At 59.7% G+C, this 15,858-nt stretch carries 17 protein-coding genes; 6 read left to right on the top strand and 11 right to left on the bottom strand.

The window, feature by feature from the left end:
• The 3 genes from ACF6ZU_RS19635 to dapA are packed head-to-tail and all read right to left on the bottom strand — an operon-like array spanning position 1 to position 2,775.
• On the bottom strand, positions 1–759 hold the full coding sequence (locus ACF6ZU_RS19635; protein WP_392886180.1) for an MBL fold metallo-hydrolase: 759 nt from the start codon (positions 757–759) through the stop codon (positions 1–3).
• Positions 760–763: 4 nt separating this feature from the next.
• Positions 764–1,879, bottom strand: a complete 1,116-nt coding sequence (bamC, locus tag ACF6ZU_RS19630; protein ID WP_392886178.1) for an outer membrane protein assembly factor BamC — start codon at positions 1,877–1,879, stop codon at positions 764–766.
• A 17-nt stretch (positions 1,880–1,896) separates the two neighbouring features.
• Positions 1,897–2,775, bottom strand: coding sequence for a 4-hydroxy-tetrahydrodipicolinate synthase (gene dapA / locus ACF6ZU_RS19625; RefSeq protein ID WP_392886176.1), 879 nt, complete (start codon positions 2,773–2,775; stop codon positions 1,897–1,899).
• A gap of 328 nt (positions 2,776–3,103) precedes the next feature.
• Between dapA and ACF6ZU_RS19620 the strand changes: the two genes are divergently transcribed.
• Complete coding sequence (locus ACF6ZU_RS19620) at positions 3,104–3,664, top strand: glycine cleavage system protein R (RefSeq protein WP_150579860.1); 561 nt, start codon at positions 3,104–3,106, stop codon at positions 3,662–3,664.
• Between the two features lie 10 nt (positions 3,665–3,674).
• On the top strand, positions 3,675–4,148 hold the full coding sequence (locus ACF6ZU_RS19615; RefSeq protein WP_028621874.1) for a peroxiredoxin: 474 nt from the start codon (positions 3,675–3,677) through the stop codon (positions 4,146–4,148).
• Positions 4,149–4,269: 121 nt separating this feature from the next.
• On the opposite strand, the gene ACF6ZU_RS19610 is transcribed toward ACF6ZU_RS19615, so the two are convergent.
• Together ACF6ZU_RS19610 and ACF6ZU_RS19605 are read right to left on the bottom strand one after the other, a co-directional pair.
• Positions 4,270–5,340: an AI-2E family transporter gene (locus tag ACF6ZU_RS19610; protein WP_392886174.1), complete on the bottom strand. Its 1,071-nt coding sequence runs from the start codon at positions 5,338–5,340 to the stop codon at positions 4,270–4,272.
• A gap of 31 nt (positions 5,341–5,371) precedes the next feature.
• Positions 5,372–5,611 (bottom strand): sulfurtransferase TusA family protein, encoded by a 240-nt coding sequence (locus ACF6ZU_RS19605; protein WP_028621876.1) that lies wholly within the window; start codon positions 5,609–5,611, stop codon positions 5,372–5,374.
• Positions 5,612–5,710: 99 nt separating this feature from the next.
• On the opposite strand from ACF6ZU_RS19605, the gene ACF6ZU_RS19600 reads away from it, so the two are divergent.
• Positions 5,711–7,144, top strand: a complete 1,434-nt coding sequence (locus tag ACF6ZU_RS19600) for a M48 family metalloprotease (RefSeq protein ID WP_392886173.1) — start codon at positions 5,711–5,713, stop codon at positions 7,142–7,144.
• A gap of 66 nt (positions 7,145–7,210) precedes the next feature.
• Here ACF6ZU_RS19600 and ACF6ZU_RS19595 read toward each other — a convergent pair whose 3' ends face one another.
• The 4 genes from ACF6ZU_RS19595 to rpoE form a co-directional block, all read right to left on the bottom strand.
• Positions 7,211–8,638 carry a DegQ family serine endoprotease gene (locus ACF6ZU_RS19595; RefSeq protein ID WP_392886171.1) on the bottom strand — a complete coding sequence of 476 codons (1,428 nt, stop codon included), beginning with the start codon at positions 8,636–8,638 and terminating at the stop codon, positions 7,211–7,213.
• A gap of 181 nt (positions 8,639–8,819) precedes the next feature.
• The gene (locus tag ACF6ZU_RS19590; protein WP_392886169.1) at positions 8,820–9,776 is read right to left on the bottom strand and encodes a MucB/RseB C-terminal domain-containing protein; all 957 of its coding nucleotides are present in this window, start codon (positions 9,774–9,776) and stop codon (positions 8,820–8,822) included.
• A gap of 8 nt (positions 9,777–9,784) precedes the next feature.
• A complete protein-coding gene (locus tag ACF6ZU_RS19585) occupies positions 9,785–10,372 on the bottom strand; it encodes a sigma-E factor negative regulatory protein (protein ID WP_392886167.1) in 588 nt (195 codons plus the stop codon).
• A 30-nt stretch (positions 10,373–10,402) separates the two neighbouring features.
• On the bottom strand, positions 10,403–10,984 hold the full coding sequence (rpoE, locus tag ACF6ZU_RS19580; RefSeq protein ID WP_003172477.1) for an RNA polymerase sigma factor RpoE: 582 nt from the start codon (positions 10,982–10,984) through the stop codon (positions 10,403–10,405).
• A 558-nt stretch (positions 10,985–11,542) separates the two neighbouring features.
• On the opposite strand from rpoE, the gene nadB reads away from it, so the two are divergent.
• Positions 11,543–13,159, top strand: coding sequence for an L-aspartate oxidase (gene nadB, locus ACF6ZU_RS19575; protein WP_392886157.1), 1,617 nt, complete (start codon positions 11,543–11,545; stop codon positions 13,157–13,159).
• Here the strand turns inward: nadB and ACF6ZU_RS19570 are convergent.
• Both ACF6ZU_RS19570 and ACF6ZU_RS19565 read right to left on the bottom strand, forming a co-directional pair.
• Positions 13,128–13,580, bottom strand: coding sequence for a protein YgfX (locus ACF6ZU_RS19570; protein ID WP_392886156.1), 453 nt, complete (start codon positions 13,578–13,580; stop codon positions 13,128–13,130). The two genes, nadB and ACF6ZU_RS19570, sit on opposite strands and share 32 nt — an antisense overlap.
• A complete protein-coding gene (locus ACF6ZU_RS19565; RefSeq protein WP_007944081.1) occupies positions 13,564–13,818 on the bottom strand; it encodes a succinate dehydrogenase assembly factor 2 in 255 nt (84 codons plus the stop codon). The genes ACF6ZU_RS19570 and ACF6ZU_RS19565 overlap by 17 nt, the downstream gene beginning before the upstream one ends.
• A gap of 149 nt (positions 13,819–13,967) precedes the next feature.
• Here ACF6ZU_RS19565 and ACF6ZU_RS19560 point away from each other — a divergent pair, with 149 nt between their 5' ends.
• Both ACF6ZU_RS19560 and ACF6ZU_RS19555 read left to right on the top strand, forming a co-directional pair.
• Positions 13,968–14,909 carry a YgfZ/GcvT domain-containing protein gene (locus ACF6ZU_RS19560; protein ID WP_392886154.1) on the top strand — a complete coding sequence of 314 codons (942 nt, stop codon included), beginning with the start codon at positions 13,968–13,970 and terminating at the stop codon, positions 14,907–14,909.
• 33 nt (positions 14,910–14,942) lie between these two features.
• The gene (locus ACF6ZU_RS19555) at positions 14,943–15,764 is read left to right on the top strand and encodes an HDOD domain-containing protein (RefSeq protein WP_392886153.1); all 822 of its coding nucleotides are present in this window, start codon (positions 14,943–14,945) and stop codon (positions 15,762–15,764) included.
• Positions 15,765–15,858: the final 94 nt, after the last annotated feature.

Below are 15,858 nucleotides of genomic sequence, written 5' to 3'. Positions count from 1 at the left end.
CTAGGCGATGTGTCGCCAGTCGAGCCCTGAATCTTGATCGGCCAGTTGCAGCCAGTCCGGGTCGCACCCGAGGGTGTCGACAAAACATTGCCGGGCCAGCTGCGGCAGGTTGTTCTTGCTGCTCAGATGGGCCAGGACCAGGTGTTGCAGGCCTTGCCAGCCCAACTCGGACACCAGGAATGCCGCCTGGTGGTTGTTCAAATGTCCCAGTTCACCACCCACCCGCTGCTTGAGAAAGTACGGGTAGTGACCGCGAGCCAGCAGGTCACGGCAATGGTTGGACTCGATCATCAATGCATCGAGATCACGATAGCCGTCCAGCACCTTGTCGCAATACGAACCCAGGTCGGTCAACAGGCCGAAGCGCCGCTCACCATCGCTGAAGACATACTGCGTCGGCTCCTGTGCATCGTGGGCCACGGCAATGACGCCGATGCTCAGTGCGCCGATCTGCAATTGCTCGCCGTCCGCCAGAAGGCCGGCCGGTTCAATCGGTTTTCGCATCCCGCGCAGGGTGCCGCGACTGAGGTAGACAGGCAGATTGTAGCGCCGAGACAGCAAACCCACGCCATGCACGTGGTCGGCATGTTCGTGGGTTACGAGTATCGCGCTCAGTTGCGTCGGGTTCACACCCAGACGCAACAGGCGTTTTTCGGTTTCCCGCAGGGAGAAACCACAATCCACCAGCACATACGTGTCAGCACTGGCTATCAGCGTGCCGTTCCCTTGGCTACCGCTGCCGAGAACGGCAAAACGCATGTGATCAGCCCAGGTTGTCCTGAATCACGCTCAACACTTTGCGCGCCACGTCAGCCGGCGCCACGGTGTTGATGTTTTTCTCGACGGTGACCTGGACGCTGTCACCCACCTTGCTCAGGCGAACCTGATAACGCTCGGCACGGGCTTCAACTTCTTCCTTGCTCGGCGCGCTGCCGAACAGGCTGCCGAAGAAGCCAGGCTTGTCGTCTTTCTTCTCGGCTTTTTCAGACAGGTTGATGTAGTACAGGCCCAGGCTGCGGTTGATGTCTTCAACGCGCCATTCGCCTTGCTCCAGCGCACGACCGACGCTCGACCAGGCACGGTCCAGGTCGTTGCCGACGTTCAGAACCGGGTTGCCGCTACCGTCTTCGCTCAGGCTGACACGGCTCGGCGTGTCGAAATCACGGGAAGCCAGCATGGAGACCGAACCGCCCTTCTCGGAGATACGGCTCATGCTCGCCAGCATGTCGTCGACCAGTGCCGCGTCCAGGCCAGTGTTGACCGAACGGTTGGTGAAGGCCACATCGGCGGTGCTGCCGGCAGGACGTTCGGCGCTGACCACGTAGACTTCGCTGGTGTTGCGCTGCACGCCCGGCTCGATGCGCACCCGCACGCGGGTTTCGCTGTCGGTGCTGACGCCGGCGGCGCTCAGGCGCTTGGCCATGGCGGCGGACAGTTCATCCGAATGCTGCCAGGTGGTGGTGAATTCGCCGGTTTGCGGACGCTGTTCGTCCAGACGGAAACCGTTGTCCTGGAAGAACTGCACGGCCACAGGCCAGACTTCGGCCGGTGGGTTCTGGGCCACGATCCAGCGCGAGTCACCGGTTTTCTGCAGCGAGTAAGCACTGGCGTCGGCGGCGGCAGACAGAGGCTGCGGACGCGGCACGATGTACTCGCCCTTGGCGGTGTCGTCGGCCACGTTGCGCGGAATCGGCAGCAGCGGATCCAGGTGCTTGGAAGTGCTGACGTCCGGTGGCAATTGCATAGGTGCAGTCTGTTGCGCTTCCAGGTAATCGCTACCACGGTCGCGGAAATAACCTTCCGGGCCCCAGACCCATCCACAGCCACTGGTGCTGGAGATAATCAAGGCAAGTGCGGAAAGTCCGGCCAATCGCTTCATGCGTAGTGCTTCCTCAATTAAACCAGGACGCCGGACTGGCGCAGGGCCTGCCGCAGCGGTTCGTGACAGGCAGCACTGAGCCAGGTGAGCGGCAGACGGATACCGTCCGGCATCAAGCCCATTTCATGCAGTGCCCATTTCACGGGGATAGGGTTGGATTCGATAAACAGGGTTTTATTGAGCGGCATCAGCTTTTCATGAATCGCGCGAGCCGTGACGGCGTCGCCTTTCAGGGCAGCGTTGCACAGGTCGGCCATGTCGCGCGGGGCAACGTTGGCGGTCACCGAGATATTGCCTTTGCCGCCCAGCAGGATCAGTTCAACGGCTGTGGCGTCGTCACCGGAGAGCACCAGGAAGTCTTCGCTGACGCCGTCGATGATCGCTTTGGCACGATCCAGGTCGCCGGTGGCTTCCTTGACGCCGATGATGTTTTTCACGGTCGACAGGCGGATCACGGTCTCGGCCAGCATGTCGCATGCGGTACGGCCAGGCACGTTATAAAGGATCTGCGGGATGTCGACGGCTTCTGCGATGGCCTTGAAGTGCTGGTACAAGCCTTCCTGGGTCGGCTTGTTGTAGTACGGCGTCACCAGCAGGCAGGCATCGGCGCCGGCAGTCTTCGCATTGGTGGTCAGCTCGATGGCTTCGCGCGTCGAGTTGGCGCCGGTACCGGCGATCACCGGAATGCGCCCTGCCACCTGCTTGACTACATAACGAATCACTTCGATGTGCTCGTTCACGTCTAGCGTGGCCGATTCACCTGTAGTGCCGACCGCCACGATGGCGTGGGTGCCGTTTTGCAGGTGAAAGTCCACCAGTTTGCTCAGGCTGTCCCAGTCGAGACGACCTTGTGCATCCATGGGTGTGACCAGTGCCACCATACTGCCCGCAATCATGCAACCGCTCCTGCCGGAAAAAGAGAGCCGTAATGGTACTGGCGCCAAGATGCTTGCACAAGCGAAGTACTGCGCTGCCGCCATTCCCCTTGGCGCTGCTTTTCGCTACCCTTCAGACTTTGATCGATACTGATAAGCTCGTACGTCGGGTTTCAGCCTCCATTTTCGGCATCACAAGCCCCATTCCAGCGTTGATATCACTCGCTCCTGCCGTACTGGAGCACGTTGCAACCTGCGCCCGGGGCTTTCTGAATTCGCATCCGCAGGCTCGCACCCGGTAAAACAAGCCGATAGAAGTACCGACCGCTCATCGCTTTAGGAATGCTGCATGTCCACCCCCACAGTTCGCGAACAATTCCTTGTCATCAGTGCCCTCGGCGCCAACCCCATGGAGCTGACTAACGTCCTGTGCCGCGCCAGCCATGAAAACCGCTGCGCCGTGGTTACCTCTCGCCTGACCCGTCATGGCGAGTGCAGTGCGCTGGTCCTCGAAATCTCCGGTAGCTGGGACGCCCTGGCACGCCTGGAAGGCAGCTTGCCGACCCTCGCCAAGAAGCACGCCTTCACGGTCAACGTGGTGCGTAGCGCGGCGCTGGAGAACCGTCCTCAGGCACTGCCGTACGTTGCCTATGTCAGCTCGGCGTATCGCTCGGACATCATCAACGAGCTGTGCCAGTTCTTCATGGACCACAACGTTGAACTGGAAAACCTGACCTGCGATACGTATCAGGCGCCGCAAACCGGCGGCACCATGCTTAACGCCACGTTCACCGTGACCTTGCCGGCCGGCGTGCAGATCAGCTGGTTGCGCGATCAGTTCCTGGATTTCGCCGATGCGCTGAACCTGGATGCCCTGATCGAACCGTGGCGTCCACAAAACCCAATGTAAGGAAGCTTTCATGGCTGTTGCCATCGACCAACCGGTTGCCGATTTCGAAGCACCCGCCACCAGCGGGCAGACCGTCAGCCTCGCGAGCCTCAAAGGCAAGCAAGTGGTGATCTACTTCTATCCGAAGGACAGCACGCCGGGTTGCACGACCCAGGGCCAGGGCTTTCGTGATCAGTTGGACGCCTTCAAAGCGGCCAACACCGAAGTCTTCGGCGTGTCCCGTGACAGCCTGAAATCCCACGAGAACTTCAAGGCCAAGCAAGCGTTCACCTTCGAGCTGATCAGCGACAAGGAAGAAGCGCTGTGCCAGTTGTTTGATGTGATCAAGCTGAAGAAGCTTTATGGCAAGGAATACATGGGCGTTGATCGCAGCACCTTCCTGATCGACAAGGATGGCGTGCTGCGTCAGGAATGGCGCGGCGTGAAGGTGCCGGGGCATGTGGATGCTGTGCTGGCTGCGGCGCAGGCATTGAACAAGGCCTGACATTTTTAGCGTCCTTTCGGACGCTTTCGCGAGCAGGCTCGCTCCCACAGGGGCCGCATCAATCCTGTGGGAGCTGGCTTGCCAGCGATGAGGCCTCGCGCCTCACCGTGAAATCCGGCTGTTAAAGCAGAGGCGCCACCACGGGCTCCTTGCGCGGCCATGCGTCGAGCACCGCCTTGAACAGCGTCGCCAACGGAATCGCGAAGAACACACCCCAGAATCCCCACAACCCGCCAAACAACAGCACCGCGCAGATGATCGCCACCGGGTGCAGGTTGACCGCTTCCGAGAACAACAGCGGCACCAGCACGTTGCCGTCGAGTGTCTGGATGATCCCGTAGACCGCCATCAAATAGATGAACTGATCACTCCAGCCCCACTGGAACAGCGCAATCAACAGCACCGGCACGGTCACCACCACGGCCCCGACATACGGCACCACCACCGACACGCCCACCAGCAACGCCAGCAGCGCCGCGTAGTTGAGTCCCAGCACGACAAAGGCGATGTAGGTCACGCCACCACAAATGAAAATCTCGATGACCTTGCCGCGAATGTAGTTGGCAATCTGCCGGTTCATTTCGTGGGCGACACGGGTGATCAACGCGCGCTCGCGTGGCAGATAGCCGCGAACCCACTGGCCGATCATTTCCCGGTCCTTGAGAAAGAAGAACACCAGGATCGGCACCAGCACCAGGTAAATCATGATGTTGACCAGCAGCGGCAGGCTCGATAGCGAGAACGTCAGCGCCCATTGACCGAACTTGCCGATTTCGCCGCGCGCCACCTCAATGGCCTGCAACACTTGCTCGTCAGACACCAGATGCGGATAACGCTCAGGCAGTAACAGCAACAACGATTGCCACTTGGCAAGCATGCCGGGCAACTCGTTGAACAAGGTGATCAACTGGTGCCAGAGCAACGGCACCACCACGATGATAAACACCAGCAAAACGCCCATGAACAAGGCAAAGACCGCTCCCACGGCCACCCCGCCCGGCACCCGCAGCCGCTCAAGTGTCACCACCAGGCCTTGCATCAGGTACGCCAGCACCATCCCCGCGAGCACCGGCGCGAGCATGCCGCCAAGGGTGAGCACGGCGGTGAACGCCAGAAACAGCAGGACTGCCAATACCACCGCTTCTTCATCGGAGAAATAGCGCTGAATCCAGTCGCGTAACACTTTGAACATCAATAATCCTTAGAAACGAACGCAGCAGTTTTCAGGCTTTTTTCAACCAGTAGCGGTACACGCCCGCTTCATCTTCTTCACGCAGCAGCGTGTGACCGGCCAATCGGGCAAAGGTGCGGAAGTCACGTTGCGAGCCCGCATCGGTGGCGATCACCTTGAGCACCGCACCGCTGGCCATGCGATTGAGTTCCAGCTTGGCCTTGAGCAGCGGCAACGGACAATTCAGGCCACTGGCGTCCAGTTCGGCGTCATGGGCTACAGCGTCGGTCATTGCGTCACTCCGGGTCTGGTGTTCGAGCGGCTTAGAATATCTGGTCCGAAGCGTACTGTCCGGCTACAGTAAGGTCTTTGTCGACTCAAGGCTTTGTGCATGACTTTTTTGCGCCCTACCCTGCTGACGCTCGCTTGCCTGCTCGCCTCTCCGAGCTTCGCCGACGACTTGCCGTCACTCGGCGACGCCAGTTCTGCCATTGTCTCGCCACAGCAGGAATACCAGTTGGGTCGTGCCTGGCTGGCGCTGTTGCGCAGTCAGGTTGACCAACTCAATGACCCGCAGCTCAAGGACTATGTCGAGTCCAGCGTCTACCGCCTGGTAGAGACCAGCCAGGTCAATGACCGGCGCCTTGAATTCATCCTGATCAACAGCCCGCAGCTCAACGCCTTTGCGGCGCCGGGCGGGATTGTCGGGGTTAACGGCGGTTTGTTCCTCAACGCCCAGACCGAAGGCGAATACGCCTCGGTACTCGCTCACGAACTGGCTCACTTGTCGCAGCGCCACTTTGCTCGTGGCGTCGAAGCGCAACAACGCATGCAGGTGCCGATGATGGCCGCGCTGCTGGCCGGGATCGTGATTGCCGCCGCCGGTGCCGGTGATGCCGGTATCGCGGCGATTGCGGGCACACAGGCGGCGGCGATTCAGGAACAACGTCGTTTCTCGCGCCAGAACGAACAGGAAGCCGATCGCATCGGCATCCTCAACCTGGAGAAGGCCGGTTACGATCCACGCTCGATGCCGACCATGTTCGAGCGGCTGGCGCGCCAGTACCGTTTCGACGCCAAGCCCCCGGAATTCCTGCTGACGCACCCGGTGACCGAATCCCGGATCGCCGACACCCGCAACCGTGCCGAGCAAGCACCGCAGGGCGGTATCGAAGACTCCATGCGTTATCAGCTGATTCGCGCGCGAGTCCAGCTGATCTACGAAGAAACCCCAGGCCTGGGCGCCAAGCGCTTTCGCGCTCAGCTGGATGAAAACCCGAAAAACGATGTCGCTCGCTATGGCCTGGCCATCGCCCAGATCAAGGGCGGCCAGTTGAACGAGGCGCGGGAAAACCTCAAGCAGCTGCTGGCCAAATCGCCAAACGAGATCATCTACAACCTCGCACAGATTGATCTCGACATTACCAACAATCGCCTGCCGGACGCCCAGACCCGGGTCGACAAGATGCTGACCCAGTATCCGGGCAACTATCCGCTGAATCAGGTGCGCGTCGATTTGCTGCTCAAGCAGAACCGTGCGCCGGAAGCGGAAAAAGCCCTGGAGAACCTGCTCAAGAGTCGTCCGGATGACCCGGACGTCTGGTACATGGTGGCGGAGACCCGTGGCCTGTCCGGCAACATCATTGGCCTGCATCAGGCTCGCGCCGAGTACTTCGCGCTGGTCGGCGATTACCGTCAGGCCATCCAGCAACTGGACTTTGCCAAACGCAAGGCCGGCACCAACTTCCCACTGTCCTCGCGCATCGACGCCCGGCAGCGAGAGCTGATGGAGCAAGAGCGCATGATCAAGGACATGATGGGCTGACGCTTTTCGGCAGGCACAAAAAAACCGCCTCTTTCGAGGCGGTTTTTTATTCAGCCGACAACCGGTTTATTCAGCCAGTTTGAAGGTGATGAAGCTGGCGCGGTTTTGACGCAGGACTCGCATCGACACCGAACGATTCTTCGGCAGCGCCTTGGCAATATCGGTGAATTCCTTGGCGGAACCAATCGCCTGATTGTTCAGGTGAGTGATGACATCGCCTGGCTGCAGACCGATCAGGGAAGCAGGACCGTCCTGCACTTCCTTGATCACCACACCACCTTTGAGGTCGTAGGTTTTCTTCTGCTCGTCAGTCAGCTCGGCGACGGAAACACCCAGGCGATTGCTGCTGCGCTCGGTGTTCGATTTCGCCAGGGAATCCAGCTCCTTGCCCTCTTCAGGGATCGCGCCGACCGTCAACTCGACGTTCTTGCGCTTGCCTTCACGGATCACTTCCAGATTGGCTTTCGAACCGGCTTTCAGCGCGCCCACAAGATGTGGAAGATCGGCGGACATGACGATCGGTTGACCGTTCATGCTCAGGATCACGTCGCCTACTTGCAGGCCACCCTTGGCCGCCGGGCCATCATCCTGGATCTGGGCGACCAGCGCACCGGCCGGTTTCTCGAGACCGAACGACTCGGCCAGGTCCTTGTTCACTTCCTGAATGACCACGCCCAACCAGCCTCGGCTGACCTTGCCACCGCTTTTCAGCTGATTGGAAACATCCATGGCCACGTCGATAGGGATGGCGAACGATACGCCCATGAAGCCGCCGGAACGGGTGTAGATCTGCGAGTTGATCCCCACCACTTCGCCCGCCAGGTTGAACAGCGGCCCACCGGAATTCCCCGGGTTGATCGGCACATCAGTCTGGATGAACGGGACATAGTTTTCGTTCGGCAGGCTGCGACCGATGGCGCTGACGATACCTTGGGTCACGGTATGGTCGAAACCGAACGGCGAGCCGATGGCGACGACCCATTGGCCGGCCTTCAGGTCCTGGGATTTACCCAGCTTCAGGACCGGCAGATCCTTGCCTTCGATTTTCAGCAAGGCCACGTCGGAACGCGGATCGGTGCCGACCAGCTTGGCTTTCAACTCGCTGCGATCGGCGAGACGAACGAGAATTTCATCGGCATCGGCAATCACGTGGTTGTTGGTGAGGATGTAGCCGTCAGACGAGATGATGAAGCCCGAACCCAGGGATTGGGCTTCACGCTGACGATCACCGCGTGGCGATCGCGGCTGTGGCGGCATGCCGCGCTCGAAGAACTCGCGCAACATCGGCGGCAGCCCTTCTAGATCGGGCATCTGATCGCTGACTTTGCGATCCGGCAGTTTCTGCGTGGTACTGATGTTCACCACCGCAGGCGAGGCCTGCTCGACCAGTTGCGTAAAGTCAGGCAGCTCGACTGCTTGAGCAGCGACCGCCTGACCGAGCACCAGTACAGTGGCGAAAATAGAGAGATAAGACTTCAAGCGTGGTATCGACATACGGCTCCCGTTACGACGAGCATGGTTAAGCGATATGGAGCAAGGAACACCGGGAACGATACGCCGGTATTTTTGTTCCGGGAACAACAAACAAGGCCAGAGCCGAGGGGCTCTGACCTATAAAAAAAATCGGGGGTATTTGCAAATTGAAATGCTCACCAAACATTTCGATATCAGCTCACTACTGGGTGGCAGTGGCATCGGTGCGCATGGACAGCGCAATCCGTTCAGCAGTACCTACAGGGATCTCACCGACCACAGTGACCATCATGTCGCCCTGAGGCGTGGTCAGGCGTCGGGATACGGCAACGGTCGGCCCCAGCTGAGTACGGGTATCGGTGAGGGGGGCACCGTTCAGCGGCTCAAGGAACACCGAGAAACGGGCCAGGCCATCGTCATACATCAGGCTGTTGACCTGGATTTTGGTTTCCGGATCCTTGCGCGACGAACTGCTCGTAAGCTCAAAGCCTGCGGGCAACCAGTCCGAATGCCAGGCCTGCGCAGTCTTGACGGCTGAAGCCTTGTCACTTTCGAGAACAACGGCTTTGCAATCGCTGCCCGGCTGCAGATCCTTTTCAGAAGGGACGTCGGACGTATTCAGCTGGGTGAACTGGAAGCGCTCCAGAAGCTGCCCTTTGTCATTCAGGAGCAGAGACTTCAGCGGCAAACCGGTTTCTTTGTCCAGATGCAATTCAAAACCATAGCGGTGTTGATCGCGAGGCGTCAGGGAAACAATGACGGCCGCACGTCCGGCCACGCGCGACTTGCCGATGACGGCAAGGTCGTACCAATTCTTGAGCTTTTGGGGATCGAGTGCACGAGCAGCGGAGTTGGGGGAGTCCCCAAGCCCGGCGATCAGGGCGCCGCTGACGCATTGAGTATGCCCATCAATGCGCACGACTTCCTGCGCAGAGCCATCGAGCTGGAGCAAACGCTCGCTGACTTTGCCATCCTGGACGCGGTGCCAGATGTTATGGGTAGAAAAACTACCGTTTCGCTCGTAGACAAAAGTACCGTGAAAGCTTTGCTGTTGCTCGGCCTGACCAAGACGGATCAACCAGTCTTGGGCTTCATCGGCGTGGGCTGGAACAATGAACCAGCCACTGAGCAGAAGCGAAAGTAGAGGTATGGCGCGCATGATCCTCCTTAACGGTTTTCCAGGCTTGCGGCACGAGCGTAAGGCAGAGCGCTCTCAGTACCTTTCATTGCAGCCTGTTGAGCATGTTGGCGCAAGTAGCCTGGCAAACGCTGATCATGCCAGCCTGGCTGCCCTTGCAATACGCCGTTGGCCATAGGGCCAGTGGCTTCCGAACTCTCATTATAGCCTGCCAATACAGCTGGGCCCTTGACCTGAGGAACGGCCAGACCTGGTTGGCTGGATTGCTGAGCCAGCTCCACACCCGCGATTTCGTCCTGGTTGTACAGACGGACACCTGCCAGTACGGCAACGGTAACCGAAGCTGCAACTGCCAGACGACCCAGGCTGCGCCATGGACCACGGGAAGCTTTTGCCGGTACGGCTTCGTCAGCCAGCGCAGCGGAAACTGCCGCGGCGATGTCCAGGCGTGGAAGCAGCAGATCCTTGTGCATCACTGCCCGAGCGATCTGATAACGAGCCCATGTATCACGGGTTTCAACATCGTCGAAGGCATTCAACACCCGACGCAATTCCAATTCGTCCGCTTCGTTATCCATCACTGCGGACAGCGATTCCTGCAGGGCTTCACGACTCATGGCGTTCCTCTCTTGGCTGTCGCCGCTGTCTCAGTTTTCCTGCAACAACGGCTGCAGGGCTTTATCGATGGCCTCCCGAGCGCGGAAAATCCGGGAGCGCACGGTGCCCACCGGACATTGCATGACGCTCGCAATGTCCTCGTAACTCAGACCATCGAATTCACGTAAAGTTAAAGCCGTACGCAAATCTTCTGGCAGTTGCTGAATGGTTCGATGGACGGTGCCTTCGATCTCATCCCGCAGCAACGCACGTTCTGGCGACTCGAGATCCTTGAGGCCATGATCGCCATCGTAGAACTCTGCATCTTCGGAACTGACATCGCTATCCGGCGGCCGACGGCCGCGTGAAACCAGATAGTTCTTCGCCGTGTTGATGGCGATGCGGTAAAGCCACGTGTAAAACGCGCTGTCTCCGCGAAAATTTCCAAGCGCACGGTACGCCTTGATAAAGGCTTCCTGCGCCACATCCTGGGCTTCATGGGTGTCGTGCACGAAACGCACGATCAACCCGAGAATTTTGTGCTGGTATTTCAGCACTAGCAGATCGAAAGCTCGCTTGTCGCCGCGTTGAACGCGCTCGACGAGCTGCTGATCCTCTTCCTGGGTTAGCATGAACTCTCCTCGATAAGCTCGGAGGAAGCTTGCATAACTAAACGACCAGACTTGCAAACATAGACTCGGGCTTTTCGCAAAAGTTCTCCCCCTCCAAGCAAGTTTCCTGCGGGCTCTGATTTGGCACGCACGAAAAGCGCAGCTCGGGACAACCCGGCTGCGCGAATAATCTTGTCATCGGATTCGCCGGCAAGGATCAAACCGCAATCCCGCACTGAAGCCGACACTGTCCCTTGATTCAGGCAACGGTCTATTGATCTTGGGCCTTTGGCAAAAGTTCCAAATATTTATAGCTGCGCCAGACCGACATTGTGCAACCCTGAACGGAAAAAGACTGTTAAATCCACGATACAGTCGTCTTGTCGCCGATCGGGTCGAAAAACCATCCGACGAAGCGTCAGGTCTTTTCTGTCACTGTAGTTTCACAATGCCATGCCAGCCCGGCTATTGTGCCGCTCCCCCCCTCTATATACTAGTGGGCTGTGTGGCCGCCCGGACTCGCCCTTGCTGTAGTCTGGCGCCAACCCCGACCCGGGTCGCTTTGAGCGGAATCCTGAAATGAGCCAACAGTTTCAACACGATGTTCTGGTGATTGGCAGCGGCGCTGCCGGTCTGAGCCTTGCGCTGACCTTGCCCGATCATTTGCGCATTGCCGTACTGAGCAAAGGCGACCTCGCCAATGGCTCGACGTTCTGGGCCCAGGGCGGTGTCGCTGCCGTTCTGGACAACACCGACACCGTCGAATCCCACGTCGATGACACCCTCAACGCCGGCGGTGGCCTGTGTCACGAAGACGCCGTGCGCTTTACCGTCGAGCACAGCAAAGAGGCGATTCAATGGCTCATCGACCAAGGCGTGCCCTTTACCCGCGATGAACAGTCCGGCACCGAAGACGGTGGTTTCGAGTTCCACCTGACCCGCGAGGGCGGGCACAGCCATCGCCGCATCATCCACGCCGCCGACGCCACGGGCGCAGCGATTTTCCGGACCCTGCTCGACAAAGCGAAACAACGGCCGAACATCGAGCTGCTGGAACAGCGGGTCGCGGTCGACCTGATCACCGAAAAACGCCTGGGCCTTGAAGGCGATCGCTGCCTCGGCGCTTATGTCCTGAACCGGGGCACCGGCGAAGTCGACACCTACGGCGCTCGTTTTGTCATCCTCGCATCCGGCGGCGCCGCCAAGGTCTACCTCTATACCAGCAACCCCGACGGCGCCTGCGGTGACGGCATCGCCATGGCCTGGCGTTCGGGCTGCCGGGTGGCGAACCTGGAGTTCAACCAGTTCCACCCCACTTGCCTGTATCACCCTCAGGCCAAGAGTTTCCTGGTCACCGAAGCCCTGCGCGGTGAAGGTGCGCACCTGAAGCTGCCGAATGGCGAGCGCTTCATGCAGCGTTTCGACCCGCGCGCCGAACTGGCGCCACGGGACATCGTCGCCCGAGCGATCGACCATGAAATGAAGCGGCTCGGTATCGACTGCGTCTATCTGGACATCAGCCACAAGCCGGAAGCGTTCATCAAGACGCACTTCCCGACGGTGTACGAGCGCTGCCTCGAGTTTTCCATCGACATCACCAAACAACCGATCCCGGTCGTTCCCGCGGCGCACTACACCTGCGGCGGCGTGATGGTCGATCAGCAGGGCCGCACCGACGTGCCCGGGCTGTACGCGATTGGCGAAACCAGTTTCACCGGCCTACACGGCGCCAACCGCATGGCCAGCAACTCGCTGCTGGAATGCTTCGTTTACGCGCGCTCGGCGGCGGCCGACATTCTTGAACAGTTGCCGCAGGTCTCGATTCCCGCCGCCCTGCCCGTCTGGGACGCCAGCCAGGTGACCGATTCGGATGAAGACGTGATCATCGCGCACAACTGGGATGAACTGCGGCGATTCATGTGGGACTACGTCGGCATCGTGCGCACCAACAAGCGTCTGCAACGGGCGCAGCATCGCGTGCAATTGTTGCTGGATGAAATTGACGAGTTCTACAGTAACTACAAGGTCAGCCGGGATTTGATCGAACTGCGCAACCTGGCCCAGGTCGCCGAACTGATGATCCAGTCAGCGATGGCGCGCAAGGAAAGTCGTGGCCTGCATTACACCCTCGACTACCCGAACATGCTGCCCGTCGCGCTGGACACTATTCTGGTGCCGCCCACCTACGCCGACTGAAGGTGAGCCGGACCCGCAGGCGTCGGTGCAGATCCGCCGCCTGCGAATCCCGAGGCACGCAAATCGAGCGAATGCGCCGCTCGCCCTGCACACGAAAACGCAGTATCACGACCAACGGCAAGGCCAGGCTGTCCCGCCGGAGCTGAACCGCCTGCCAACCGCCCGCCTGATTCCATAACTGCCAGCCATCCGCATCGCGACGCAGGCCGCGAAACGCCCGTGGGTGCGTCAACAGGATCTGTCGCGGCAGTGCCCAAATGCCATGTGTCAGGCAGCAGAACGCCCCAAGCACGCTGGCCCAGACCGGTATGGCAAGCAGAAACAACGAACCCAGCGCGAACGCCTGGGTCAGCAGATAAGCCGCCAGCAACTGCCGAGAGGCATGCCAGCGGCATTCGAACACATTACTTGGGCTGGACACGATCCAGGATCATGCGAACCATGCGCTGAAGCTCCGGATCTTCCGACTCGGCGCGTTCCATGAACCAGCCGAACATGTCCTGATCTTCGCACTCGAGCAGCTTGCGGTAGCAATCGCGGTCGACATCATTGAGGTGCGGATAGACCTCTTTCACGAACGGCACCAGCAACACGTCAAGTTCAAGCATGCCGCGGCGGCTGTGCCAGTAGAGGCGATTCAGTTCAACATCTTCGACCATGGAGCGCTCCTCAAATAGGCGGCAAGTATACAGCCCCGTGCCCCGTCGAACAGTCGGCTTTGGTCGGGCACCCCCGACCTTTTGTGAACTACCCATTTCATGGGCGCCCCCTTATGATGTCCCCCAGACTCTTTACCCTGCGATATCCCATGGCCGATTCTGCTTTTTTCTGCACCCTGTCTCACGAAGGCGTTCTCGCGGTCCGCGGCGCGGATGCCGGCAAATTCCTGCAAGGCCAACTGACCTGCAACCTCAATTACCTGAGCGACACCCAGGCCAGCCTCGGCGCGCGCTGCACGCAGAAAGGCCGGATGCAATCGAGTTTCCGCATCCTTCTGCAAGGCGACGGCGTGCTCATGGCCATGGCCACCGAGCTGCTGGAACCGCAACTGGCGGACCTGAAAAAGTACGCCGTGTTCTCCAAATCCAAGCTGACCGATGAAAGCGCCGCGTGGGTCCGCTTCGGCGTCGACCACGGCGATGCCGCGCTCATCAGCCTGGGCCTCGAACTGCCGGCGGACACCGACAGCGTGACGCGCCATGACGGGCTGATCGCCATTCGCGTTTCGCCGGACCGCGCCGAACTGTGGGTGGCCGCCGATCAGGCCGACGTCATCAAGGGCCGGTTGTCCGCCCTGCTGGCCGAGGGTGATCTCAATCAATGGCTGCTAGGCCAGATCCGCGCAGGGATCGGCCAGGTCATGCCCGGCACCCGTGAGCTGTTCATCCCGCAGATGCTCAACCTGCAAGCCGTCGGCGGCGTGAGTTTCAAGAAGGGTTGCTACACCGGCCAGGAAATCGTCGCGCGGATGCAGTACCTGGGCAAACTCAAGCGCCGCTTGTACCGTTTGAGCCTCGACAGCGCTGAGCTGCCGGAACCGGGCACCTCGCTGTTTTCACCGACTCACGGTAGCGCCATCGGTGAAGTGGTGATTGCCGCCCGCGCCGAGCAAAACATTGAACTCCTGGCCGTGCTGCAAGCCGAAGCAGCAGAAGGTGGTGATATCCATTTGGGCGCACTCGAAGGCCCGGCCCTGCACCTGCTCGATCTGCCTTATGAACTGGATCGCGATCGCGAAATCCAGCGTTAACGCTGCACTTGTTGCAACACCAAGAGAAAAGAAATGAGCGATCTGGCGGATAAGGTCCAACAGGATTTGGTTGAGGCCATCGATAACGATGACCTGGTTCTGCCAACATTGCCGGAAGTGGCTTTGCAGATTCGCAAGGCCGCGGAAAATCCGGAAATCAGTGTCAGCAACCTGAGCAAAGTGATCGGCCGTGATGCCGCGCTATCGGCGCGCCTGATCAAAGTGGTCAATAGCCCACTGCTGCGCGCGACCCAGGAAGTCACGGACTTGCACACCGCCATCACGCGCCTGGGCGTCAACTACAGCAGTAACCTGGCGATTGGCCTGGTCATGGAACAGATTTTCCACGCGCGTTCTGAAGTGGTGGAAAAGAAGATGCGCGAGGTCTGGCGCAAAAGCCTGGAGATCGCCGGCGTCAGCTACGCGCTGTGCCGCAGTTACACGCAACTCAAACCCGACCAGGCGGCCCTCGGTGGCTTGGTGCACCAGATTGGCGTGCTGCCCATCCTGACCTATGCCGAAGACCACTACGAGCTGTTGTCCGACCCGGTCAGCCTCAATCATGTGATCGATCAGATTCACCCGGTACTCGGCGATAAACTGCTCAGGGTCTGGGAGTTTCCGGAAAAGCTGGTGAAGGTGCCGGGGTTGTACCTGGACTTCAAGCGGCAGTCGGAGCGGGTCGATTACGTCGATCTGATCCAGGTGGCCAGCCTGTATTGCCACAAGGACACCGACCACCCGCTCGCTCGCATCGACACTTTTAATGTGCCAGCTTTCAAGAAATTGGGGATTGATCCGGAAAACGAAGCGATGTGCAGGGACCTGGAAGAATCGCGGTCGATGTTTTACTAGTCAGACCGCAGCGCGCCCATCGCGAGCAGGCTCGCTCCCACACTGGAGCTGGAGATCCCTGTGGGAGCGAGCCGGCTGCGGACGGCGCTCCGAC

It is taken from the genome of Pseudomonas migulae, assembly GCF_043225285.1.
GTDB classification, from domain to species: Bacteria; Pseudomonadota; Gammaproteobacteria; order Pseudomonadales; family Pseudomonadaceae; genus Aquipseudomonas; species Aquipseudomonas migulae_C.
Note: the sequence above shows the minus strand (reverse complement) of the source record. Positions and strands in the feature narration are given on the sequence as shown.